Raw genomic sequence first — 22,987 nt, 5'->3', positions numbered from 1 at the left:
ATCAGTGGTTGACATAACTCTAAGCCTCTAGTAGAGGGTGAGGGTTCTCCTCTGGTCCGGCCAAGCCGTGTGGGGTCGGCCCATGCCAATCTCGAAGGGAAAGGACCGGAGATGACACCTCCGCACAACTACCTGGCGGTCATCAAGGTCGTCGGCATCGGGGGCGGCGGCGTGAACGCCGTCAACCGGATGATCGAGGTTGGGCTCAAGGGCGTCGAGTTCATCGCGATCAACACCGACGCGCAGGCGTTGCTGATGAGCGACGCCGACGTCAAGCTCGACGTCGGCCGGGAACTGACCCGGGGGCTGGGCGCCGGCGCCAACCCGGACGTCGGCAAGAACGCCGCCGAGGACCACCGCGACGAGATCGAAGAGGTGCTCAAGGGCGCCGACATGGTGTTCGTCACCTGCGGCGAGGGTGGCGGCACCGGCACCGGCGGCGCGCCGGTGGTGGCGAACATCGCCCGCAAGCTCGGCGCGCTCACCATCGGTGTGGTCACCCGGCCGTTCTCGTTCGAGGGCAAGCGCCGCCAGGTGCAGGCCGAGGCGGGCATCGAGGAGCTGCGCAACCAGTGCGACACGCTCATCGTGATCCCGAACGACCGGCTGCTCGCGCTCGGCGACCGCAACATCTCCATGATGGACGCGTTCCGCACCGCGGACCAGGTCCTCCTCTCCGGTGTCCAGGGCATCACCGACCTGATCACCACGCCGGGCCTGATCAACCTCGACTTCGCCGACGTGAAGAGCGTGATGAGCGGCGCGGGCAGCGCGCTCATGGGCATCGGCAGCGCGCGGGGCGAGAACCGCGCGGTCGAGGCGGCCGAGGCGGCCATCTCCAGCCCGCTGCTGGAGCAGAGCATGGACGGCGCGCGGGGCGTGCTGCTCTCCATCGCCGGCGGCTCGGACCTCGGCCTGTTCGAGATCAACGACGCGGCGCAGCTGGTCACCGACGCGGCCCACCCGGACGCCAACATCATCTTCGGCGCGGTGATCGACGACGCGCTCGGCGACGAGGTGCGGGTGACCGTGATCGCGGCCGGCTTCGACGGTGGCACCCCGGCCTACAAGGCGGTCGACCCGCCGCGCAAGAGCAACCAGAACCCGCCCACCCAGCCGAACGCGCCGGCGAACCCGCCGGCCACCATGCCGGCGCCGCAGCAGCCGTCCCGCCGGGTGCTCTTCGACGACGTCGACGTGCCCGACTTCCTCAAGAACGGGTCCTGAACCCCGCCGATGACGGATTCATCCACCGCGGTGCGACCCGAGCGTCGCGCCGAACTCGCGGCCGGGCTGGCCCGGGTCCGGGCCCGGATCGCCGACGCCTGCGTGGCGGCCGGCCGCCACGCCGACGAGGTCACCCTGGTCGCGGTGACCAAGACGTACCCGGCCGCCGACGTGGTCGCGTTGGCCGGGCTCGGCGTGACGGACGTGGGGGAGAACCGGGACCAGGAGGCGGCCGGAAAGGCGGCGGCGGTGGCCGGTGCCGGGGCGGTGCCGCGCTGGCACTTCATCGGGCAGTTGCAGCGCAACAAGGCCCGCTCGGTGGTCCGGTACGCCGACGTGGTCCAGTCGGTGGACAGCGTGCGGCTGGCGGCCGCCCTGGACGCCGCCGCGACCGGTGCCCGGGACCGCCCGCTGGATGTGTTGGTGCAGGTGAGCGTGGACGGTGACCCGGCCCGGGGCGGCGCGCTGCCGGGCGTGGCCGACCCGGAGCGGGGCCTCGACCCGGTGGCCGCCGCGGTGGCCGGGGCGGGTGGGCTGCGGCTGGCCGGCCTGATGGCGGTGGCCCCGCTGGGCTGGGAGCCGGACCGCGCGTTCGCCCGGCTGGCCGAGGTGGCGGCGCGGCTGCGCGCCGACCATCCGGGCGCGACGGTGCTGTCGGCGGGGATGAGCGGCGACCTGGAGAGCGCGATCGGCCACGGCGCGACACATGTCCGCGTCGGCAGCGCGTTGCTCGGAATGCGCCCCACGCTGGGGTAGCCTGGCCCGGACGGAAGCAAATTACATCAGTGTTGTTCAGGACGGCGTCTCCCGAAGCCCGGGGGCCGTGGCGGGCGGGCCGCGAACCGCACGTCAGGGGATTGCCGGTCCGGTCCGGTGGGCATGATCGTCCACTCGTGATCAAGCGACACGGCACGGGGGCGCGTGCCGCATGGCGGACGGAAGGGCGCGGGGATGGGTGCACTGCGCAAGGCGGGGGTCTGGCTCGGTCTCGTCGAGGAGGACGACGAGCGGGCGTACGAGGACGGTGGCTACGACAAGGGTGGCTACCGTGACTCGTCGCGCTACCGGTCGAGCCGGTACGCCGAGGAGTTCGCCGACGAGGACGACGAGGAGTCGGAGGAGCCGCCGGCACCCCGGACCCGGGCCGGTGAGCGAGGCCGGTTGACCGAGCGCGCCACCAGCCGCGCGGTCGACGCCGACCGCTCCGAGGTCGAGCGCCCGGAGCGTCCGGAGCGGGCCGAGCGGTCCAGCAGTGTCCGCTCCATCACCCGTTCCTCCGCCGGCGAGGGTTCCGGCGCGTTGTCGTACCACACCCGGGACAATCTGGCCCTGGCGCCGCAGGCCCCGCCGCGCGAGCGGACGGTGGTCCCGGAGGACGAGCAGCGCTACCAGATCACCACGCTGCACCCGACGACCTACCGCGAGGCGCGGACCATCGGCGAGCACTTCCGGGACGGCGTTCCCGTGATCATCAACCTCACCGAGATGGACGAGGCGGACGCCCGCCGACTGGTCGACTTCGCCGCCGGGCTCGCGTTCGGCCTGCGCGGTACGATCGAGCGCGTGACCAACCGGGTGTTCCTGCTCTCACCGGCCAATGTCCAGGTCACCGCGGAGGACAAGGCCAAGATCGCTGAGGGCGGCTTTTTCAGCCTGAGCTAGCCCGCACGACCGAGGGACGTCGCCTGCTGTGTTGTCGATCCTGTTCCAGGTGCTCTACCTGCTGCTGTATTTCTTCCTGCTTGTCCTGTTGGCTCGATTTGTCCTCGGGGCCGTGCTCGCCTACGGCCGTCGCTGGCAACCCGGCCGGGGGGCATCGGCGGGACTGGAAGTCGTGTGGAGCGTCACTGATCCGCCCCTGCGAGCGTTGAGGCGTGTGATCCCACCACTGCGAATTGGTACCGTGAGCATCGACCTGGCCTCCCTTGTGCTCCTGGTTATCCTGTTCGTGCTGATGGAGTTCGTGTTACAGCGCCTGATCGTGGCGTTCGCCTGACCAGAGCGCTTTCGCGGCCGCAACTGACCCGAGGAGTTTCGATGCCGCTGACCCCGGCCGACGTCCACAACGTCGCCTTCAAAAAGCCGCCGATCGGCAAGCGGGGGTACGACGAGGAGGAGGTCGACGCCTTCCTGGACGAGGTCGAGCGTGAGCTGGCCCGTCTGATCGAGGAGAACAACGAGCTGCGCGCCCAGGTGGAGCGCGGCGGTCGGGGTGGCGCACCCGCCGGCCCCGGCGGCGACGCCCGGCTCGCGGCGGAGCTCAACGACGTCAAGGCCCAGCTCGACCGCGTGCAGCGCGACAAGGCGGCCGCCGAGCAGGCGGCCCGCGCGATGCAGGCCGAGCTGGAGCAGGTCCGCACCCAGGGCAGCCCGGTGGGCGTGACCGGGGACGGCGAGCAGCAGGCGCTGCGGGTGCTGATGATGGCCCAGCGCACCGCCGACGACCACGTCTCCGACGCCCGGCGCGAGGCCGACAGCCTGCTCTCCGAGGCCCGGTCCAAGGCCGAGGAGGTCACCCGCGAGGCGCGGGCCAAGGCCGACGCCCTGGAGCGGGACGCCCGCCAGCGGCACCAGGAGGCCATGGGCGGCCTGGACGCCAAGCGCACCGCGCTGTCGAAGCACATCGAGGAGCTCAAGCAGTTCGAGCGTGAGTACCGCACGCGCCTCAAGGCGTACCTGGAGAGCCAGCTGCGGGACCTCGACGGTCGTGGCCAGGGCATCGAGGTCGAGATGAACCGCGAGGGCACCCGTGCCGTCGGCGGCAGCAACGGCCTCGCCACCGCCGGCCTCGCCGGCTCCTTCGGCGGGGGCCGCGGCGCCGGCTCGCTCGAGTCCGGCCGCTGATCCCACGTCGGTGGCCGTCCCCGTGGCGGCCACCGATGGCACCAGTCCGACACGACGCGGCCGGGGGTGAGCCGTGATAGCCGCCAGCGTCCTGCTCATCCTCGTCGCGGTCGTGCTGCTGGTGGTCGGGCTGGCCGGTGGGTCCAGCTCGCTGCTGATCGTCTCGATCGCGGCCAGCCTGCTGTCCGCCGTCGCCTTCGTCGTGTTCGCCCGCCAGGCGGCCGCGGCCCGGGCCGCGGCGGGCCGGGACGCCGGCCCGCGTTCCCGGACCGTTCCCGCCGGCCCGTCCCCGGACGAGCCGGTGAGCCCGGTCCCGCATCACACGTCCACGGTCGGTGCCGGTGGACCCGGGTGGCGGCAACCGCCCGGGCCGCCGGCGGCCGAGCCCTACGCGCCGCCCGCCCGCGCCTACTCGCCGCCGGACGAGCCGTCAAGCGGGGTCTACCCGCCGCCGGACGAGTCGGACGCCCGTGGGTTTCCACCGTCGGACGGGCCGGATGCCCCGTCGACCGGCGACTATTCCTCGCCGATGGGGCTGGACGTCCCGTCGTCCGGCGCCCACTCGTCGCCGACGGGGCCGGATGCCGCGCCGTTCGTGGCCTACTCGCCGGTCGAGTCGGAGGTCGCGCCGCCGTCGGCCGAGCCGACGCCCACCTCGCCCGCCCCGGGCGGGCCGCTCGCCGGCGATCCGTCGGCCGAGTTCCTCTCCGCCGGGGAGATCGCCCGGCTGGTGCGACTGCCCGACGAGGTTCAGGTGGTCGACGGCCATCCCCGCTTCCACCTGGCCGACTGTCCCCACCTGGTGGGCCGGCCGGCCGAGTCGCTGCCGGTCGCCGAGGCGGTCGGGCTCGGCTTCACGCCGTGCGCGTACTGCGCCGCCGCCACCACGCTGCTCACCGACGCCCGGCCACGCTGACCATGACGACCGCGGACACCCCGCTCACCGTCGCGGTGCGCGTGAAGCCCGGCGCGGCCCGGGCCCGGGTGGGCGGCCGGTTCGACGGGCCGTACGGCCCGGCCCTGGTCGTCGCCGTGCACGCGCCGGCGGTGGACGGCCGGGCCACCGAGGCGGCCCGGCGCGCGCTGGCCGACGCGCTCGGCGTCCGGCCGGCGGTGGTGTCGCTGCGGTCCGGCGCCGCCAGCCGGGACAAGCTCTTCCTGGTCGAGCGCCCGGCCGACCGCCTGCCCGAGGTGCTGCGTCGGCTGCGCGACGGCAGCGCGGAATGAGGGTCCGGCGGGCCGGTACGCGATGACGCCGGGGCTGAACCTCGCGCTGCTGGTGGGCGCCGCCGTGCTGCTGGTCGCGGTGGGCGCGGTGCGCTTCTCCACCCGGCTCGGCGTGCCCAGCCTCCTGGTCTACCTGGCGCTCGGCGTGCTCATCGGCGAGGCCGGCCTGGGCATCCGCTTCGACGACGTCGAGTTGACCCGGGTGCTGGGCTTCTGCGCGCTCATCGTGATCATCGCCGAGGGTGGCCTGAGCGCCCGGTGGAGCACGCTGCGGCCGGTGCTCGGCCTGGCGGCCGTGCTCTCCACGGTCGGCGTGGTGGTCAGCATCGTGGTCGTCGGCGTGGTGGTGCACCTGTTGCTCGGCCTGGACTGGCGGCTGGCCCTGCTCTACGGCGCGGTGCTCTCCTCCACCGACGCCGCGGCGGTCTTCGCCACGCTGCGCCGGCTGCGCCTGCCGCCCCGGCTGGTGGCCACGCTGGAGGCCGAGTCCGGGATGAACGACGCCCCGGTGGTCCTGCTGGTGCTGCTGCTGTCCCGGGCCGGCGTGGCGGCGGCCCACCCCTGGTGGTACGAGGCGCTGCTGCTCGGGTACGAGTTGGGTGCCGGCGCGGCGGTCGGCGTGGGCGCGGGCCTGGCCGGGCGGTACGCGCTGCGTCGCGCCGCGCTGCCCTCGGCCGGCCTCTACCCGATCGCGGTGGTGGGCTTCACCGTGCTGGCGTACGCGGCCGGTTCGGTGCTGCACGCCTCGGGCTTCCTCGCCGTCTACGTGGCCGGGGTGCTGCTCGGCAATTCGAACCTGCCGCACCGGCAGGCCATCCTCGGGTTCGCCGACGGGCTGGCCTGGCTGGCCCAGATCGGCCTGTTCGTGCTGCTCGGGCTGCTGGTCTCGCCGACCCGGCTGGACGCGGCGGTGCTGCCGGCCGTGATCACCGGACTGGCCCTGCTGTTGTTCGCCCGGCCGCTGTCGGTGGCGGTCTCCGCGCTGCCGTTCCGGGTCTCCCGGCGCGAGCAGATCTTCCTCTCCTGGGCCGGGCTGCGCGGCGCGGTGCCGATCGTGCTGGCCACCATCCCGCTCTCGCTGCGGGTGCCGGGCGCGGACCGGCTCTTCGACGCGGTCTTCGTGCTGGTGGTGATCTTCACGCTGCTCCAGGCCGGCACGCTCGCTCCGGCCGCCCGCCGGTTGGGCGTGACCGCGCCGGCGGAGGCGAGCGAGATCCTGCTGGAGACCGCGCCGCTGGAGCGGATGCGGGCCGACCTGCTCCAGCTGGAGGTGCCGCCCGGCTCCCGGCTGGGCGGGGTGCACGTGGACGAGCTGCGGCTGCCGGTGGGCGCGGCGGTCACGCTGGTGCTGCGTGACGGGGTCGGGTTCGTGCCCGGCCCGGACACCCGGCTGAAGGTGGGGGACAGCCTGCTCATCGTGGCCACCGCGGGGGTGCGGGACGCCGCGGAGCGGCGGCTGCGGGCGGTCAGTCGTCGCGGTCGCCTGGCCCGGTGGTTTGGGGAGTACGGCGAGGACCGGACCGGCTGATCTGCTAGCGTTCCTTTTGCCCCGATAGTTGGCACTTCGGGGCGGAAACCCGGAGCGACGGTGCGGCACGTTGTCGGACGCCTGTACGTTCCGTATTCTTGCCAACCTCCGGAGTGCACGGCGGGGCGCCGTGTGCCCCGTTCCGTTCGCGGGGGACGCGCCGGTGCCCCCTGCCCACGTACCGCTGACCGCCGCGCCACTGCGGCTGAGGGAGCTGACGATGGCGAAGCCAGCCGACACCAGGACCGCCGGTCGCAAGCCGGTGGCGAAGGCCACCCGCAGCGCGACGGAGACCGAGAAGATCCGGGCCGCGCTGGCGGCGCGGCGGGACGAGCTCAACGCCGAGTACGATCAGACGCTGAGCGAGATCACCGAGCTGCAGCGCGACCGGCTGACCGACTCGGCCGGGGACGACCAGGCCGACACCGGCACCAAGACGTTCGAGCGTGAGCAGGAGATCTCTCTCGCCAACAGCATCAAGGAGCGGATCACGCAGGTCGAGCGCGCGTTGGAGCGGCTCGACGAGGGTGGCTACGGCTGGTGCGAGCGGTGCGGCAACCCGATCCCGGTGGAGCGGCTCGCCGCGTTCCCGTCGGCCACCCTCTGCGTGAGCTGCAAGCAGCTGGCGGAGCGGCGCTGACGTCGTCCGCTCCCCGGCGGCCGAACCGCAGACGGTGACCGCCACCGTCGCGAACGTCGATGGGGAGCAGATGACCGCAGCACCGCCCGCCGGGTCCGGCACCACCGAGTCGGGGGCCGGCGCGCCCCGCCGCACGGCGGTCGGCCTGCTGCTCGGCGTCGCCCTCTTCTCGCTTCTTGCGGACCTGGGCACGAAGCAGCTCGCGCTCAGCGAGCTGCCCGGCCGGGAGGAGCCGCTGTCGGTGCTCGGTGGCGCCGTCTACTTCACCCTCACCCGCAACAGCGGGGCCGCCTGGAGCATCGGCGCGGACCACACCTGGATCTTCCCGCTGATCACGTTCGCGGTGATCGGGTGGATCGGCTGGATGGCGCTGCGGCTGCGCTCACTGCCGTGGGCGGTGTCGCTGGGCCTGGTGCTGGGCGGGGCGCTGGGCAACCTCACCGACCGGATCTTCCGGGCGCCGGGGCACTTCGTCGGCCACGTGGTCGACATGATCAGCCTGTTCGGCCCGTACGGCGAGCACTACCCGGTGTTCAACCTGGCCGACAGCTCGCTGGTCTGCGGCGTGGTGCTGGCGGTCTTCCTGGAGCTGACCGGCCGGCAGCGCGACGGCTCCCGGGCCGGCGCGAAACCCACCACCGACGACACCCGGGCCGACGAGAAGGAGCGCGCGTGACCGCCGCGTACGCCACCGGTGGCGACCACCGCTCCCTGCCGGTCCCGGACGGGCTCGACGGCATGCGGCTGGACCAGGCCGTGTCCCGGCTGTTCGGGCTGTCCCGCACCGCCGCGGCGGCGCTCGTGGACGCCGGGGACGCGCTCGTCGACGGCATGGCCCGGGCCAACTCGCACAAGGTGAAGGCCGGCGCCTGGCTGGAGGTCACGCTGCCCGCGCCGGCCGCCCCGCCGACCGTGGTGCCGCAGGCGGTGCCCGGCCTGACCGTGGTCTACGCCGACGACGACATCGTGGTGGTCGACAAGCCGGTCGGGGTGGCCGCGCACCCGAGCCCCGGCTGGACCGGCCCGACCGTCATCGGCGGGCTGGCCGGCATCGGCCACCGCATCTCCACCAGCGGCGCCGCCGAACGGCAGGGCGTGGTGCACCGGCTCGACGTGGGCACCACCGGGATCATGGCGGTGGCCAAGAGCGAGCTGGCCTACACCGCGTTGAAGCGCGCCTTCAAGGAGCGCGAGGTGGAGAAGCGTTACCACGCCGTGGTGCAGGGCCACCCGGACCCGCTGCGCGGCACCATCGACGCGCCGATCGACAGGCACCCGCACCACGACTACCGCTGGGCGGTGGTCTCCGGCGGCAAGCCGAGCATCACGCACTACGACACGCTGGAGGCGTTCCCCTCGGCCAGCCTGCTCGACGTGCGGCTGGAGACCGGGCGTACGCACCAGATCCGGGTGCACTTCTCCACCCTGCGGCATCCCTGCGTGGGCGACCTGACCTACGGCGCGGACCCGACCCTGTCGGCCCGGCTCAAGCTGTCCCGGCAGTGGCTGCACGCCCGCTCGCTGAGTTTCCGGCACCCGCGCACCGGCGACGAGGTCACGTTCGTCAGCGACTACCCGGACGACCTGGCCCGGGCGCTGGAGATCCTGCGCGACTGACCGTGGACGACGACGACACCGCGCCGCCGCGCCGCGCGCGTGCCGCGGCGCTCACCTGGCTCGCGCTCGGCTGCGCGCTGCTGGTGCTGGTGGTGGCCGTCGCGCAGCGGCGGGACCGGCCGGTCGGTGACCGCACGGTCGGCGAGGTGACCCGCGTCGGGGTGGCCGCCGGCGGGTCCGTTCCGGCGTACCAGCGGGCCGCCGGCGCGGAGCTGGCCCGGCTGGACGCGCCGGACGGCTGGGCGCTCGTCACGTTCGCCGCCTACCTGACGCCGGCCCGGGTGGCGACCGCGTTGGCCGGGACGCCGGTCTCGGCGGTGATCGCGCGCGTGCCGCTGCCCGGCCGGCAGACCGAGATCGTCCGGATCGCCGCGCTGCGGCTGCCCGACGACGTGGTCGGCGGGATGGCCGGGGTCGCCGCACGCAAGGACCGGGAGGCCGCCGACTACCGGGCCCGCGCCGCCGCCCCGGCGGCCACCGCCGATCCCGGGCTGCGTCGGGAGTACGACACCGGCGCGGCGGTCGCGGCCCGGGAGGCGGCCGGCTACCGGGCCGGGTGCGCCTGTGTCTACGCCGCGGTGGTCCGGGCCGCGCCGGACGCGCTGCGCTCGCTCGCCGACCGTCCCGGCGTACGGGTGGTGGATCCGGCGCCGGAGGTGACCCGGTTGGACCGGACCGTGTTCACCCCGCCGCTGCCCGAGCAGCGGGACGTGGCCCGGCCACCGGCCGACACCGGCCCGACCGGGGACGGCGGAATGGGCGATTCGTCGGAAGCCGCACCGACAGTGAGCGGACCTTCACCGGCCGGTCGGTCGCCGGTCCCCGGCTCCGCTCCGGCCAATCCCACTCCCACCTCCTGAGACGCCCGGATGCGCGCCGGTCCGCCGGGTGCCACGGTGAGCAGAGCCACCGGGCGATGTGCGGCGCGGGGAGTGGTCCGAATAGGGTTTCGTTCGTAGCCTGTCAGGCGTCAGATCGATGGGCTGGGGGAGGGCGAATCCTTGGACGGCAGCGAGACCGGCTGGGGTCGGCAGGGTGAGCCGGCACCGCGGTGGCGGGCGCTGCTCGACCGGGCCCGGCTCGGCGGTCGCGGCGCGGAGCACGCCGACGCCGACCGGCACGCCGAGGAATCCGTGCCGCCGCCCCCCGAAGCGCTGCCGCGCCGTGGCGCGGGCACCGGCTGGACCGGCCGCGCCGCCGCCGTCGGTCGCGCCGCCGACGGGTCGTACGTCGCCGAGCCCGGCTACCGGGCCGAGGCCACGTTCCGGGTGGACCCGGCCTTCCGCGCCGACCCGCGACTCGACGGCGAGCCGGCGTACCGGGCGGAACCGGCGTACCGCACCGATCCGGAGCCGGTGGCCGAGCCGTCCTGGCGGGCCGAACCCTCCTACGCCCCGGAGCCGCGCGAGCCGTCCTGGCGCGTCGACCCGTCCTACGCCACGGAGTCCCCGGTCGAGCCGCGCGCGGAGCCGTCCTGGCGACCCGAGCCGTCGTACCCCGCGGAGCCGCCGGTCGAGCCGTCCTGGCGGGCCGAGCCGGAGCCGCGCGGGCGGGCCGAGGCGCCTGTCGAGTCGCGATACTCCCTGCTCGACGGCGGCTACCGTCCCGCACCGCCGCCCGCGGAGTCCCGTTACGCGTTGCTGGACCGCGGCCGGTACCGGCCCGGCATCCCGCCGCCGCCGGAACCACCCGTCGTGCCCACCCCGCGCCGGCCGGTCGAGGCACGGCCGGGCCGGATCGAGGCGGCCCCGGCGCGGTGGCGCGCCCCGGCGCCGGACGCCGAGCTGGAACGGGCCACCGGCGTGCTCCGCCGCGAGCTGGGCACCCCCCGGGTGCTCGCGTTCGCCAACCCCAAGGGCGGGGTGCACAAGACCACCGCCACCGTGCTCGCCGCCGCGACCGTGGGCAGCGTGCGCGGGCGCGGCGTGCTCGCCTGGGACGACAACGAGCTGCGGGGCACGCTGGGCCTGCGGGCCGGCAGCGCCCGACACGCCCGCACCATCCGCCACCTGGTCCACGACCTCGCGCAGATCGAGATCCTCGACGGCGACACCCTGCTGTCCCACCTCGACGACTACCTGCGGCACGCCGCCGACGGCTCGTACGACGTGCTGGCCGGCGAGGAGAGCCCGCGCTTCGCCCAGCGACTCGACCAGTTCACCGTGAAGCGGGTGCTGGAGCTGCTGCGCCGCACCCACGAGGTGGTCTGCGTGGACACCGGCAACAACGTGGAGAGTCCGAACTGGCGCACCGTCATGCAGGCCGCCGACCAGCTCGTGGTGACCACCGTGCCGCGTGAGGACGCCGCCTTCAGCGCGGACTGGATGCTCGATCTGCTGCACGAGGTGGGCATGGGCGAGCTGGCCGACAACGCGGTCACGTTGATCTCCTGCCCGACGCCGGGGCGCACCTCGCTCCAGGACGACCTGGAACGGCACTTCGCCACCCGTACCCGGGCGGTCACCGTGGTGCCCTACGACCCGGCGCTGGAGACCGGCTCCTCGATCGAGTACCACCAGCTCCAGGCCGAGACCCGGCACGCCTGGCTGAAGGCGGCGGCGGTGATGGTGGAGCCGTTCGCGCGCTGAGCGCCCGACCACCGCCCCACGCCGTGCCCGGGCCTGAGAGGATCACCGGGTGAGCCCGGACACCCCTGACCCCGAGCGGACCGCCGACCGTCCCGGCGCCGCGGAGCAGCCGCCCGCCGAGCAGCCGTCCGGCTGGCCCGGTGGCCTTCCGGTGCCCGCCGGCACCCCGGTCACCGCGCCCGGCGCGGCCCCGCTCGCCGGCCATCCGGACGTCGTCCAGGAGCTGCCCGGCGCGCGCCGCGACGGCGGCCGGCCGGTGGCGACGGTCCTCGGCGTGGCGGCGCTGCTCACCGCGCTCGGGGTGCCGCTGGGTCTGCTGTGGGCGTGGGCCGCGCCGGGCACGCCGGTGCGGCAGACGCCGGACGGCGCGGTGTACGCGGTCCCGCAGCCGGAGCAACCGATCGCGGCCGACGGCTGGTTCAGCCTGCTCGCGCTCGGCTTCGGGGTCCTCTCCGCCATCGCGCTGTGGGTGCTGCTGCGCCGCCGGCGCGGCCCGGCCGGCCTGCTCGCGGCGACGCTGGGTGGCCTCGGCGCGGCGGTGGTGGCCTGGCAGGTGGGCCGGCGGATCGGGCTGGGCACCTTCCAGCGGCTGCTGGACACCGCGCCACCGGGCACCGACTTCACCAAGCCGGCCGACCTGCGCGCCGGCGGTGTCGACTGGTTCGGTCCGCTGCCCCTGCCGCACGGCAACCTGCTGCTCGCGGCGTTCGGCGCGGCCGTCACGTACACGTTGCTGGCCGGCTGGTCGCGATGGCCGTCGCTGCGCCCCGAGCCGGAGCCCGGTGCGTGGCCGGCCCCGCCCGGCCCGGACGGCGGGTGGCCGGCCCCGCCCGGCCCGGACGGCGGGTGGCCGGCGGCGTCGGGCCCGGACGGCGGGTGGCCGGCGGCGTCGGAGAGCGCTGGCCCCGGGCCGGCCGGCCCGGGGCCGAGGGACGGCGACCGGTCGGACCCGCCGGGGTTCAGTTCGGCGCCGGAAGACCCGCCAGCTCGCTGAGCGGCACCGGCACCGCCCGGACCTGGCGCAGCAGCGCCGACTCGCGGTTGAGCAGGCGCAGCTCGGCGCGGAGCCGACCGGGGGTGTCGTCGATGGCGAGCAGTCGCTGCCGGTCGGCGACGGTCAGCGCGGCGGTCGCCGCGACCAGGTGCGACAGCACGGTCGGGTCCTCCGGGAGCTGCTCGGAGATCTCCTCCTGGTCCGGCCGGATCAGGCCGAGATAGTTCCGGAACACCGAGATCACCCGGGCCGCCAGCACGTCGGCCACCTCGTCCGGACCGGTCGGCTCGGGCAGCCACTCCACCTCGGCGGTGAGGTACGGCTCGGCGTCGTCGTCGATCTCGGCGATGCGGAACCGGCGCCGGCCCACCGTGACGATGTCGAACCCGCCGTCGGCCAGCTCGGTGACCTGCCGCAGCTCGGCCGTGCAGCCCACCTCGTGCAGGGTGATCTCGCCGCCGGCCAGCCCGGAGCGGCCCGGCGGCCCGGCCGGCGCGACCTCCCAGCCGGCCTGGATCGCCACCACGCCGAACTCGCGTGGCGCGCCCTCGGGCAGCCCGACCAGGTGGCGGACCAGGGCTCGGTAGCGCTCCTCGAAGATGTGCAGCGGAAGGACCAGCCCGGGGAAGAGGACGGTCCCGAGCGGGAACACCGGCAGCCGTGCGCTCACGTGATCGAGCGTAGCTCCCCCGCGCCCGGCCTGGGTGTCCCGGCTCACCGTCCCGGCGTGCGGGCGGCCCCGGCCGGTCCGATCGGCGGCGGCCTAGACTCGCAGGTGTGCTGAATCGGATCGACCTGCGCGGCGGGGTGCCCGACCCGCGCCGCCTGCTGCCCCGTGCCCAGCTCGACGTCTCCGTCGCGGTCGAGCGGATCCGCCCCCTCGTCGAGGCGGTCCGCGAGCATGGCTACCCGGCGATCCGGGAGGCCAGCGAGCGGTTCGACGGCGTCGCGCCGGAGCATCTGCGGGTGCCGGTCGAGGTGATCCGCGCCGCCGAGGGCGAGCTGGACCCGCAGGTCCGCGCCGCGCTGCTGGAGTCGATCACCCGGGCCCGCAAGGTCCACGCCGACCAGCGCCGGACCGACCACACCACGACCGTGGTGCCCGGCGGCACGGTGACCGAGCGGTGGGTGCCGGTCGACCGGGTGGGCCTCTACGTCCCCGGCGGCCTGGCCATGTACCCGTCGACGGTGGTGATGAACGTGGTCCCGGCCCAGGCGGCCGGGGTGCGCTCGCTGGTGGTGGCGAGTCCGCCGCAGAAGGACAACGACGGCCTGCCCGACCCGCGGGTCCTCGCCGCCTGCGCGCTGCTCGGCGTCGACGAGGTGTACGCGGTCGGCGGCGCCCAGGCGGTGGCCATGCTCGCGTACGGCGCGACGGTCGACCCGGCCGGCGACGAGCGCTGCGACCCGGTCGACATGATCACCGGGCCGGGCAACATCTGGGTCACCGCCGCGAAGCGGCTGCTGCGCGGCGTGGTCGGCATCGACGCCGAGGCCGGCCCGACCGAGATCGCCGTCCTGGCCGACCACACCGCCGACCCGGCGCACGTCGCCGCCGACCTGATCAGCCAGGCCGAGCACGACCCGCTGGCAGCCAGCGTGCTGGTCACGCCGTCGACCGAGCTGGCCGACGCGGTCGACGCCGAGCTGGCCCGGCAGGTGCCGGCGGCCAAGCACGCCGAACGGATCGGCACCGCGCTGCGCGGCGAGCAGAGCGGCGTGGTCCTCGTCGACGACCTGGCGGCCGGGCTGCGGGTGGTCGACGCGTACGCGGCCGAGCACCTGGAGATCCAGACCGAGAACGCCCGCGAGTGGGCGCTGCGGGTGCGCAACGCCGGTGCGATCTTCGTGGGCGCCTGGTCGCCGGTGTCGCTCGGCGACTACTGCGCCGGCTCCAACCACGTGCTGCCCACCGGCGGCTGCGCCCGGCACTCCTCCGGGTTGTCCGTGCAGTCCTTCCTGCGCGGCGTCCACCTGGTGGAGTACACCGAGCAGGCGCTGCGCGAGGTGGCCCCGCACGTGGTCACGCTGGCCGGCGTGGAGGACCTGCCGGCGCACGGCCAGGCGGTCCGCGTCCGCTTCCCCGGAGACGACTCGTGACCACGCTCGACGACCTGCCGATCCGGGACGACCTGCGCGGACGCTCCCCGTACGGCGCGCCGCAGCTCGACGTGCCGGTGCGGCTGAACACCAACGAGAACTCCTACCCGGTGCCCGAGCCGGTGGTCGAGGCCATCGGCAAGGCGGTCGCAGCCGAGCTGCGTGACCTCAACCGCTACCCGGACCGGGACGCGGTGGCGCTCCGCGCCGACCTGGCGGCGTACCTGGGCCACGACCTCACCGCCGACCACGTGTGGGCGGCCAACGGCTCCAACGAGATCCAGCAGCAGTTGCTCCAGGCGTTCGGCGGCCCCGGGCGCACCGCGCTCGGCTTCACCCCGGCGTACTCGATGCACCCGCTGTTGGCGCTCGGCACCGGCACCCGGTGGATCCCCGGCGTCCGGGGCGCCGACTTCGGGCTGACCGCCGCCGACGCGGTCGACCAGGTTCGCGCGCACCGCCCGGACGTGGTGTTCCTCTGCTCGCCGAACAACCCGACCGGCACCGCGCTCGACCCGGCCGTGGTCGCCGCCGTGCTGGCCGAGGCGCCCGGCATGGTGGTGGTGGACGAGGCGTACGCGGAGTTCGCCCGGCCCGGCACGGTCAGTGCGCTCGCCGTGCTGCCCGGCCACCCCCGGCTGGTGGTCACCCGCACCATGAGCAAGGCGTTCGGGTTCGCCGGCGGCCGGCTGGGTTACCTGGCCGCCGATCCGGCGGTGGTGGCGGCGGTGCAGCTGGTCCGGCTGCCGTACCACCTCTCCGCGCTCACCCAGGCCGCCGCCCGGGCGGCGCTGGCGCACCGGGACGCGTTGCTCGGCACCGTCTCCGCGATCATGGTCCAGCGCGACCGGATCGTCGCCGAGCTGCGCGCGCGGGGGCGCCGGGTGGCCGACAGCGACGCCAACTTCGTGCTGTTCGACGTCGGCGGCGACCAAGGCGTCGCCTGGCGTACCCTGCTCGACGCCGGCGTGCTGGTCCGCGACGTCGGCCTGCCCGGTTGGCTGCGGGTCACCGCCGGAACCCCGGCCGAGACCGACGCCTTTCTGTCCGCGATGGAGAAGTTGTCATGAACCGCACCGCCCGGATCGAGCGGGTCACCAACGAGACCAAGGTGCTCGTCGAGATCGACCTCGACGGCACCGGCAAGGCCGACATCGAGACCGGCGTCGGCTTCTACGACCACATGCTGAACCAGATCGCCCGGCACGGCGGCTTCGACCTGACCGTGCACACGGTCGGCGACCTGGAGATCGACGCGCACCACACCATGGAGGACACCGCGCTCGCGCTGGGCTCGGCGTTCGACCGGGCGCTGGGCGACAAGGCCGGCATCCGGCGGTACGGCTCGGCCACCGTCCCGATGGACGAGGTGCTGGTGCGGGCCGCGGTCGACCTGTCCGGCCGGCCGTACGTGGTGCACGACGAGCCGGCGCTGTCGCCGTACATCGGGCCGGTCTACCCGACCAGCATGACCCGGCACATCTGGGAGTCGTTCGGCCAGTCGGCCCGGGTCACGCTGCACGTGGACGTGCTGCGGGCGGCCCGGCCCGGCGGCCACCCGGACGCGCACCACGTGGTCGAGGCCCAGTTCAAGGCCGTGTCCCGGGCGCTGCGTGAGGCGACCGCGATCGACCCGCGCAGCGCCGGCGTGGTGCCCAGCACGAAGGGCGCCCTGTAGCGATGAAGGTGTTGCCGACGCTGCTGCTGATCCTGGCCGGGGTGCTGGTCGGCGGGACGTGGTCGCTGTACAAGCAGGGCGCGGCCCGCGCCGCCGTGGTGGTCACCGGCCTGCTGGCCGTGCTGGCCACCGCCGGCGGGCTGCTCTGGCTGCTCCCCGGGGAGGGCTGATGGCCCGGCGGGTGGTGGTGCTCGACTACGGCTCGGGCAACCTGCGTTCGGCCGAGCGCGCGCTGGAGCGGGCCGGTGCGGACGTCACCGTGACCGACGACCTGACCGCCGCCGCCGGGGCCGACGGCCTGGTGGTGCCGGGCGTCGGCGCGTACGCCGCGTGCATGGCGGGCATCGAGGCGCTCGGCGCCGGCCCGGTGATCGCCGAGCGGGTGGCGGCGGGCCGCCCGGTGCTCGGCATCTGCGTCGGCATGCAGGTGCTCTTCGAGCACGGCGACGAGCACGGCGTCGTGACCAAGGGCCTGGGCCTGCTGCCCGGCGGGGTGACGAAGCTGCCCGCGCCGCGCCTGCCGCACATGGGCTGGAACACGGTGCGCCCGCCGGTCGGGTCGGTGCTCTTCGCCGGCCTGCCGGCCGACGCCCGGTTCTACTTCGTGCACTCCTACGGGGTCACCGACCCGGCCGCGCTCGCCGCCGCCGGCGCCGTCGTGACCACCGCGCACCACGGCGGCGACTTCGTGGCGGCGGTGGAGCGGGGGGCGCTGTCCGCCGCCCAGTTCCACCCGGAGAAGTCGGCCGACACGGGCGCGGCGCTCCTGCGCAACTGGCTCGGCACTGTTGAGTAAGGAGCGGGCCCGCCGTCGGGCGGCCCGCGAGGCCGAGCAGGAGCGGGAACGCGCCGTCCGGGCCCGGCGGGTGGCCCGTCGGGAGCGGCGCCGGGCCTGGGTACGTCGGCTGACGCCCCGGCTGCGGCGGGGGCGCACCGGTCGGCTGCGCCGGCACAGCCGGCGGGAGCGGGCGGCCATCGTGCTGCTCACCGCCGTCGCGGTGATCGGCATCTGGAGTTTCGTCGACGACCTCGCGCTGCGTCTGGCGTTGGTCGTGTTGTTGCTGCTGGTCCTGCCGGCGATCGTGGTGATCGCGTTGGACCGTCGTTGAGGATGCGAGGAGACAACCGTTGAGCCTTGACCTGTTGCCCGCCGTGGACGTCGCCGACGGCCAGGCCGTCCGGCTCGTGCAGGGCGCCGCCGGCAGCGAGACCGCGTACGGCGACCCGCTGGAGGCGGCGCTCGCCTGGCAGTCCGACGGCGCGGAGTGGATCCACCTGGTCGACCTGGACGCGGCGTTCGGTCGGGGCTCCAACGCGGCGCTGCTCGCCGAGGTGGTCGGCAAGCTCGACGTCAAGGTGGAGCTGTCCGGCGGGATCCGCGACGACGAGTCGTTGCGGGCGGCGCTGGGCACCGGGGCGGCCCGGGTCAACATCGGCACCGCCGCGTTGGAGGATCCCGAGTGGTGCGACCGGATCTGCGGCGAGTACGGGGACCGTGTGGCGATCGGGCTGGACGTGCGCGGGCGTACCCTCTCGGCGCGGGGCTGGACCCGCGACGGCGGTGACCTCTACGACGTGCTGGCCCGGCTGGACGCGGCCGGCGCGGCGCGGTACGTGGTCACCGACATCACCAAGGACGGCACCATGCGGGGGCCGAACCTGGACCTGCTGCGCGAGGTGTGCGCCCGCACCGACGCGCCGGTGATCGCCTCCGGCGGGGTGTCCACGCTCGACGACCTGCGGGCGCTGGCCACGCTGGAGCCGGTCGGCGTGGAGGGCGTGATCGCCGGCAAGGCGCTCTACGCCGGCGCGTTCACGGTCGCCCAGGCGCTCGCCACGCTGCGGACCGGCGCGTGACGATCGAGGTGGGCGGGTCGCCGGTGGTGACCCGGCTCGGCTCGGGCGGCCCGTGGGAGGCGCTCTACGGCTACTCCCGGGTGGTCCGGGCCGGCGCGCTGGCGATCACCGCCGGCTGCACCTCCACGGTGGACGGTCGGGCGGCGCACGTGGGGGACGCGGCGGCGCAGACCGCGCAGGCGATCCGGATCGGCCTGGACGCGCTGGCCGAGGTGGGCGCGGAACCGGCCGACGTGGTCCGGACCCGGATGTACGTGACCGACCGGCTCTACGTCGACGAGGTGGGCCGGGCGCACAACGCGGTGTTCGGCCCGGTTCGTCCGGTGGCGACCATGGTGGTGGTGGCCGGTCTGCTCGACCCGGAGCATCTGGTCGAGATCGAGCTGGAGGCGTACGTCCCCGGGCCCTGAGCCGGCCCGCCCGGCCCTACCTCTCTCCGACCCGGAGAGAGGTAGGTCGTGAGGCGCTACCAACTTGATGGCGTGGATGGGTCAACGCCTGTGCGCCCGATCTCCGGCGCGTTGAGTCGTTTACGCCATCAAGTTGGCAGGGCCGCTCGCTCGTCCTTCCGCCGAAGCGGCGGCTATAGGTTGTGCACAACTTGATTGCGCGCTACAGTTCGACGGGTGACCGATGATCTGGTGCTACGCCGGCAGGTGTGCTTCGCGCTCTACGCGGCGTCGCGCGCCCTGACCGACGTCTACCGGCCCATCCTCGACGAGCACGGCCTGACCTACCCGCAGTACCTGGTGCTGCTGGTGCTCTGGGAGCGCGACGACGACGCCCCCACGGTCTCCGAGCTCGGCGCGCGGCTCCGGCTCGACTCCGGCACGCTCTCCCCGCTGCTCAAGCGGCTGGAGGGGGCCGGCCTGGTGGTGCGAACCCGCTCGGCCGCCGACGAGCGCCGGGTCGAGGTGGGCCTCACCGATCGCGGCCGGGCGCTGCGGGAGCGGATGGCGGACGTGCCGATGCGGGTGGCCGTGGCCACCGGCCTCACCGCGGCCGAACTGGTCAATCTCCGCGACACGCTCACCCGGGTCACCGAGACGATCCACCGACAGAAGGAGCAGTGACAATGCAGGTCCTCTACACCGCGTCCGCCAAGGCCACCGGCGACGGTCGCGACGGCCACGTCCGCACCTCCGACGGCACCGTCGACCTGAACCTCGCCGTGCCGAAGGAGATGGGCGGCGCCGGCGGCGCGGCCAACCCCGAGCAGCTCTTCGCGGCCGGCTACGCCGCCTGCTTCCACTCCGCGCTGCGCATCGTCGCCCGCCAGGCCAAGGCGGACGTCGCCGGCTCGGTCGTCGAGGCCGAGGTGGGCATCGGCCCGAACGGCAGCGGCGGCTACGGCCTGACCGTGACACTGGTGGTTGACCTGCCCGCCGTCGAGCGCCCGGCCGCCGAGAAGCTGGTCGAGGCGGCCCACCAGGTCTGCCCCTACTCGAACGCGACCCGCGGCAACATCGAGGTCGCGCTGACCGTCCGGGAGGCCCTGTGAGCGCGAGGAGCGAGCCGGGTTTGCGAGCCCCGCAGTCGCGATCGAAGGAGGCCCTGTGAGCAGCGTGAACCGGGAGATCCACCTGGCGTCCCGCCCCGAGGGCTGGCCGACCGCCGACAACTTCCGGCTGGTCACCACCGACGTGCCGACGCCGGGGCCGGGTCAGGTCGTGGTGCGCAACCAGTTCATGTCCGTCGACCCGTACATGCGGGGACGGATGAACGACGTCAAGTCGTACGTCCCGCCGTTCGCGCTCGACGCCCCGCTCGACGGCGGCGCGATCGGTGAGGTGGTGGCCGGCGAGGCCGCGGGCGTCAAGCCCGGCGACATCGTGCTGCACGGCCTGGGCTGGCGCGAGTACGCGCTTGTCGACGCGACGGCCGTCCGCAAGGTCGACGCCGGCCTCGCGCCGGTCAGCGCCTACCTGAGCGTGCTCGGCATGACCGGGCTGACCGCGTACGCCGGGCTGCTCGACGTGGCCGCCATGAAGCCGGGGGAGACGGTCTTCGTCTCCGGCGCGGCCGGCGCGGTGGGCTCGATGGTCGGGCAGATCGCGAAGCTGCGCGGCGCCGGCCGGGTGATCGGCAGCGCCGGCTCCCGGGCGAAGGTCGAGCGGCTCGCCGCGCTCGGCTTCGACGCCGCCTTCGACTACCACGACGGGCCGGTGTACGAGCAGCTCAAGGCCGCCGCCCCGGACGGTGTCGACGTGTACTTCGACAACGTCGGCGGGGAGCACCTGGAGGCCGCGATCGGGGCGATGAACCTGCACGGCCGGGCCGCCATCTGCGGCATGATCGCCCAGTACAACTCGGCCGAGCCGCCGGCCGCCCCGCGCAACCTGGCGCTGGTGATCGGCAAGCGGCTGACGCTGCGCGGCTTCCTCGTCGGTGACCACGGTCACCTGCGCGAGCAGTTCGTGCAGGAGGTGGCCGGCTGGCTGCGCGAGGGTCGCCTGTCGTACGACGAGACGGTGGTCGACGGCATCGAGCAGGCCCCGGACGCCTTCCTCGGCCTGCTGCGCGGCGAGAACCTCGGCAAGATGCTCGTCCGCCTCTGACCCCCCCCACGGAAGCGGCGGTGACCGGCCTCACCGGCCGGCCACCGCCGCTTCCGCGTTGGCTAGGCTTTCCGGCATGACGGTGGCGGTGCGGGTCATTCCGTGTCTGGACGTGGATGCCGGACGGGTGGTCAAGGGCGTCAACTTCGTCGACCTGCGCGACGCCGGCGACCCGGTGGAGCTGGCGGCGGCGTACGACCGGGCCGGGGCGGACGAGCTGACGTTCCTCGACGTCACCGCGTCGTCCAGCGACCGCGGCACGATGCTCGACGTGGTCCGGCGCACCGCCGAGTCGGTCTTCATCCCGCTCACCGTGGGCGGCGGCGTCCGGCAGGTCGCCGATGTCGACACGCTGCTGCGGGCCGGGGCGGACAAGGTCGGGGTGAACACCGCGGCCATCGCCCGCCCGGAGCTGATCGCCGAGATCGCCGACCGGTTCGGCCGCCAGGTGCTGGTGCTCTCGCTGGACGTGCGGCGCGCGCCGGCCGGGGTGACGCCCAGCGGCTTCGAGGTCACCACGCACGGCGGCCGGCGCGGCACCGGCCTGGACGCGGTGGCGTGGGCCGCGCGCGGCGCCGAGCTGGGCGCCGGCGAGATCCTGCTCAACTCGATGGACGCGGACGGCACCAAGGCCGGGTTCGACCTGCCGCTCATCCAGGCGGTCCGGGACGTGGTCGAGGTGCCGGTGATCGCCAGCGGTGGCGCGGGCGCGGTGGCGCACTTTCCGCCGGCCGTCGGCGCGGGCGCCGACGCGGTGCTCGCGGCCAGTGTCTTCCACTTCGGCGAGCTGACCGTCGGCGAGGTCAAGGACGCGCTGCGCGGCGCCGGGCACCCGGTGCGCTGACCCGGCCGGGCCCACGGGTCACTGCCGCCCGGAGCGACCCTCCGGGGACCGCCGGGGCATCGGGATGGAGCGGACCACGTACTCCTGGACGGCGGCGGCGTGGTCATCCTCGGCGAGCTGCCACTCGGACTCGCCCGGCGGGTGCCGGCGGGTCAGCACGCCCTGCACGGTGTCGACAGTGGTGCCGAGCCCGGCGCTGGGCCGGGTGCGCCAGAGCCGTTCGCCATCAGGGGTGACCCGGAACCAGCCGTCGGCGACGCTGACCAGGCCGGCGCCGACGAGCCGCCGGACCGCCCCCTCGACCTCGTGTCGTTCGGGAATGGCCTGGTTGAGGTGGTCGGCGGTGGAGAGGACGTCGGCGAGGCGTACCCCCTCGGGGCGGCGTGTGGCGGCGGCCCGGCGGTGCCGGCCGGCGCCGCTCGCGATGACCAACGCCACGAAGATCCAGGCGTCGCTCCAACGCCATCCGTTGTCCCCCATGCACGAATGATGCCCGCCCGCGACGGCGGAGAAAACACCCGGTTTTGCCGGCGCGCGTCGTCGCAGCTCAGCGCGCTCCGGGCCGGCCCGTACGATGGCGGTCGGCCCGAACGCGCTCACGCAGCGTAGGCGCGGACCGGTCGGGCCGGGATCGCGAAGATCGGGATGAACAGTTGGGCGAGCGGCCCGATGGCGAGCGCGTAGGCCACCGTGCCGAGACCGACGGTGCCGCCGAGCAGCCAGCCGAGGGCGAGCACGCTCACCTCGATGACGGTCCGGACCAGCCGGATCGACAGGCGCGGGCGGCGGGCGACCAGGCCGGTCATCAGGCCGTCGCGCGGGCCGGGGCCGAGCCCGGCGCCCAGGTAGAGGCCGGTGGCGGCGCCGTTGGCGACGATGCCGACCACGAGCAGCGCGGCGCGTACCGGCAGGCCCTCGCCCGGCGGCAGCACGGTCAGGGTGCCGTCGACGACCAGCCCGATCACCACCACGTTGCTGATCGTGCCGAGCCCGGGGCGCTGCCGCAGCGGGATCCAGAGCAGCAGCACCACGGCGCCGACGGCGATGGTGACCGTGCCGAAGGAGAGGCCGGTCTGCCGGGCCAGCCCCTGGTGGAACACGTCCCAGGGATCCAGGCCCAGCCCGGACCGGATCATCAGCGCCATGCTGAGCCCGTAGAGGACCAGGCCGGCGTAGAGCTGGGTGAGTCGCCGCATCGGCCGGTCCCGGAGATTGCCAAGCTGTGCCATGCATGCCACCCTAGGGTCCAATCGACCGAGCCGGAGAGGCCAATCGGGGAGGAGTG

General features: G+C 74.6%; 29 protein-coding genes. 26 read left to right on the top strand and 3 right to left on the bottom strand.

Annotation, left to right across the window (positions count from 1 at the left end; translation table 11 throughout):
- Positions 1-111: 111 nt before the first annotated feature.
- The 14 genes from ftsZ (at position 112) to TPA0908_RS09235 (ending at position 12,665) form a co-directional block, all read left to right on the top strand.
- On the top strand, positions 112-1,227 hold the full coding sequence (ftsZ, locus tag TPA0908_RS09300; RefSeq protein ID WP_107157603.1) for a cell division protein FtsZ: 1,116 nt from the start codon (positions 112-114) through the stop codon (positions 1,225-1,227).
- A gap of 9 nt (positions 1,228-1,236) precedes the next feature.
- On the top strand, positions 1,237-1,983 hold the full coding sequence (locus tag TPA0908_RS09295; protein WP_281936584.1) for a YggS family pyridoxal phosphate-dependent enzyme: 747 nt from the start codon (positions 1,237-1,239) through the stop codon (positions 1,981-1,983).
- A 195-nt stretch (positions 1,984-2,178) separates the two neighbouring features.
- Positions 2,179-2,889 (top strand): cell division protein SepF, encoded by a 711-nt coding sequence (locus TPA0908_RS09290; protein ID WP_281936582.1) that lies wholly within the window; start codon positions 2,179-2,181, stop codon positions 2,887-2,889.
- Positions 2,890-2,917: 28 nt separating this feature from the next.
- The gene (locus TPA0908_RS09285) at positions 2,918-3,223 is read left to right on the top strand and encodes a YggT family protein (protein WP_091059628.1); all 306 of its coding nucleotides are present in this window, start codon (positions 2,918-2,920) and stop codon (positions 3,221-3,223) included.
- A 41-nt stretch (positions 3,224-3,264) separates the two neighbouring features.
- Positions 3,265-4,071 carry a DivIVA domain-containing protein gene (locus TPA0908_RS09280; protein ID WP_107157600.1) on the top strand — a complete coding sequence of 269 codons (807 nt, stop codon included), beginning with the start codon at positions 3,265-3,267 and terminating at the stop codon, positions 4,069-4,071.
- Positions 4,072-4,144: 73 nt separating this feature from the next.
- The gene (locus TPA0908_RS31855; RefSeq protein WP_458575192.1) at positions 4,145-4,987 is read left to right on the top strand and encodes a hypothetical protein; all 843 of its coding nucleotides are present in this window, start codon (positions 4,145-4,147) and stop codon (positions 4,985-4,987) included.
- Between the two features lie 2 nt (positions 4,988-4,989).
- Positions 4,990-5,298 carry a DUF167 domain-containing protein gene (locus TPA0908_RS09270; RefSeq protein WP_281936580.1) on the top strand — a complete coding sequence of 103 codons (309 nt, stop codon included), beginning with the start codon at positions 4,990-4,992 and terminating at the stop codon, positions 5,296-5,298.
- Positions 5,299-5,320: 22 nt separating this feature from the next.
- On the top strand, positions 5,321-6,826 hold the full coding sequence (locus tag TPA0908_RS09265) for a potassium/proton antiporter (RefSeq protein ID WP_281936579.1): 1,506 nt from the start codon (positions 5,321-5,323) through the stop codon (positions 6,824-6,826).
- 220 nt (positions 6,827-7,046) lie between these two features.
- Positions 7,047-7,466 carry a TraR/DksA family transcriptional regulator gene (locus tag TPA0908_RS09260; protein WP_281936578.1) on the top strand — a complete coding sequence of 140 codons (420 nt, stop codon included), beginning with the start codon at positions 7,047-7,049 and terminating at the stop codon, positions 7,464-7,466.
- A 70-nt stretch (positions 7,467-7,536) separates the two neighbouring features.
- Complete coding sequence (gene lspA / locus TPA0908_RS09255) at positions 7,537-8,142, top strand: signal peptidase II (RefSeq protein ID WP_281936577.1); 606 nt, start codon at positions 7,537-7,539, stop codon at positions 8,140-8,142.
- Complete coding sequence (locus TPA0908_RS09250) at positions 8,139-9,083, top strand: RluA family pseudouridine synthase (RefSeq protein ID WP_281936576.1); 945 nt, start codon at positions 8,139-8,141, stop codon at positions 9,081-9,083. The genes lspA and TPA0908_RS09250 overlap by 4 nt, the downstream gene beginning before the upstream one ends.
- Positions 9,084-9,085: 2 nt before the next feature.
- Positions 9,086-9,943 carry a hypothetical protein gene (locus TPA0908_RS09245; RefSeq protein ID WP_281936574.1) on the top strand — a complete coding sequence of 286 codons (858 nt, stop codon included), beginning with the start codon at positions 9,086-9,088 and terminating at the stop codon, positions 9,941-9,943.
- Between the two features lie 141 nt (positions 9,944-10,084).
- Positions 10,085-11,671: an ATPase gene (locus TPA0908_RS09240; protein WP_281936572.1), complete on the top strand. Its 1,587-nt coding sequence runs from the start codon at positions 10,085-10,087 to the stop codon at positions 11,669-11,671.
- Between the two features lie 49 nt (positions 11,672-11,720).
- A complete protein-coding gene (locus TPA0908_RS09235) occupies positions 11,721-12,665 on the top strand; it encodes a DUF2567 domain-containing protein (protein WP_281936570.1) in 945 nt (314 codons plus the stop codon).
- Here the strand turns inward: TPA0908_RS09235 and TPA0908_RS09230 are convergent.
- Positions 12,631-13,335 (bottom strand): LON peptidase substrate-binding domain-containing protein, encoded by a 705-nt coding sequence (locus TPA0908_RS09230; protein WP_281936568.1) that lies wholly within the window; start codon positions 13,333-13,335, stop codon positions 12,631-12,633. The two genes, TPA0908_RS09235 and TPA0908_RS09230, sit on opposite strands and share 35 nt — an antisense overlap.
- Positions 13,336-13,442: 107 nt before the next feature.
- On the opposite strand from TPA0908_RS09230, the gene hisD reads away from it, so the two are divergent.
- From hisD to hisF, 12 genes are all read left to right on the top strand, one after another.
- On the top strand, positions 13,443-14,765 hold the full coding sequence (hisD, locus tag TPA0908_RS09225; RefSeq protein WP_281936566.1) for a histidinol dehydrogenase: 1,323 nt from the start codon (positions 13,443-13,445) through the stop codon (positions 14,763-14,765).
- Positions 14,762-15,835, top strand: coding sequence for a histidinol-phosphate transaminase (locus TPA0908_RS09220; RefSeq protein ID WP_281936564.1), 1,074 nt, complete (start codon positions 14,762-14,764; stop codon positions 15,833-15,835). Before hisD ends, TPA0908_RS09220 begins: the two co-directional genes overlap by 4 nt.
- Complete coding sequence (gene hisB, locus TPA0908_RS09215; RefSeq protein WP_281936562.1) at positions 15,832-16,443, top strand: imidazoleglycerol-phosphate dehydratase HisB; 612 nt, start codon at positions 15,832-15,834, stop codon at positions 16,441-16,443. The genes TPA0908_RS09220 and hisB overlap by 4 nt, the downstream gene beginning before the upstream one ends.
- Before the next feature lie 2 nt (positions 16,444-16,445).
- Positions 16,446-16,613 carry a hypothetical protein gene (locus TPA0908_RS09210; RefSeq protein ID WP_199199777.1) on the top strand — a complete coding sequence of 56 codons (168 nt, stop codon included), beginning with the start codon at positions 16,446-16,448 and terminating at the stop codon, positions 16,611-16,613.
- Positions 16,613-17,239: an imidazole glycerol phosphate synthase subunit HisH gene (gene hisH, locus TPA0908_RS09205; RefSeq protein ID WP_281936559.1), complete on the top strand. Its 627-nt coding sequence runs from the start codon at positions 16,613-16,615 to the stop codon at positions 17,237-17,239. Before TPA0908_RS09210 ends, hisH begins: the two co-directional genes overlap by 1 nt.
- Positions 17,232-17,552, top strand: coding sequence for a hypothetical protein (locus TPA0908_RS09200; protein WP_281936557.1), 321 nt, complete (start codon positions 17,232-17,234; stop codon positions 17,550-17,552). The genes hisH and TPA0908_RS09200 overlap by 8 nt, the downstream gene beginning before the upstream one ends.
- A 19-nt stretch (positions 17,553-17,571) precedes the next feature.
- Positions 17,572-18,300, top strand: coding sequence for a bifunctional 1-(5-phosphoribosyl)-5-((5-phosphoribosylamino)methylideneamino)imidazole-4-carboxamide isomerase/phosphoribosylanthranilate isomerase PriA (gene priA / locus TPA0908_RS09195; protein WP_281936555.1), 729 nt, complete (start codon positions 17,572-17,574; stop codon positions 18,298-18,300).
- On the top strand, positions 18,297-18,710 hold the full coding sequence (locus TPA0908_RS09190; RefSeq protein WP_281936553.1) for a RidA family protein: 414 nt from the start codon (positions 18,297-18,299) through the stop codon (positions 18,708-18,710). Before priA ends, TPA0908_RS09190 begins: the two co-directional genes overlap by 4 nt.
- A 216-nt stretch (positions 18,711-18,926) precedes the next feature.
- Entirely contained in the window at positions 18,927-19,373 is a 447-nt protein-coding gene (locus tag TPA0908_RS09185; protein WP_281936551.1) for a MarR family winged helix-turn-helix transcriptional regulator, read from the top strand.
- Positions 19,374-19,375: 2 nt separating this feature from the next.
- Entirely contained in the window at positions 19,376-19,801 is a 426-nt protein-coding gene (locus TPA0908_RS09180) for an organic hydroperoxide resistance protein (protein ID WP_281936550.1), read from the top strand.
- Positions 19,802-19,856: 55 nt separating this feature from the next.
- Positions 19,857-20,858, top strand: a complete 1,002-nt coding sequence (locus TPA0908_RS09175; RefSeq protein ID WP_281936549.1) for an NADP-dependent oxidoreductase — start codon at positions 19,857-19,859, stop codon at positions 20,856-20,858.
- A 76-nt stretch (positions 20,859-20,934) separates the two neighbouring features.
- Positions 20,935-21,702 carry an imidazole glycerol phosphate synthase subunit HisF gene (gene hisF, locus TPA0908_RS09170; RefSeq protein WP_107157581.1) on the top strand — a complete coding sequence of 256 codons (768 nt, stop codon included), beginning with the start codon at positions 20,935-20,937 and terminating at the stop codon, positions 21,700-21,702.
- 18 nt (positions 21,703-21,720) lie between these two features.
- On the opposite strand, the gene TPA0908_RS09165 is transcribed toward hisF, so the two are convergent.
- Positions 21,721-22,182 (bottom strand): hypothetical protein, encoded by a 462-nt coding sequence (locus TPA0908_RS09165; protein WP_281936548.1) that lies wholly within the window; start codon positions 22,180-22,182, stop codon positions 21,721-21,723.
- Positions 22,183-22,298: 116 nt separating this feature from the next.
- The gene (gene yczE, locus TPA0908_RS09160; RefSeq protein WP_281936547.1) at positions 22,299-22,931 is read right to left on the bottom strand and encodes a membrane protein YczE; all 633 of its coding nucleotides are present in this window, start codon (positions 22,929-22,931) and stop codon (positions 22,299-22,301) included.
- Between the last annotated feature and the right edge of the window lie 56 nt (positions 22,932-22,987).

The sequence above is a fragment of the Micromonospora sp. AKA38 genome (assembly GCF_027925725.1).
Classification (GTDB): Bacteria; Actinomycetota; Actinomycetes; order Mycobacteriales; family Micromonosporaceae; genus Micromonospora.
This window is presented reverse-complemented; position numbering and strand designations above follow the sequence as displayed.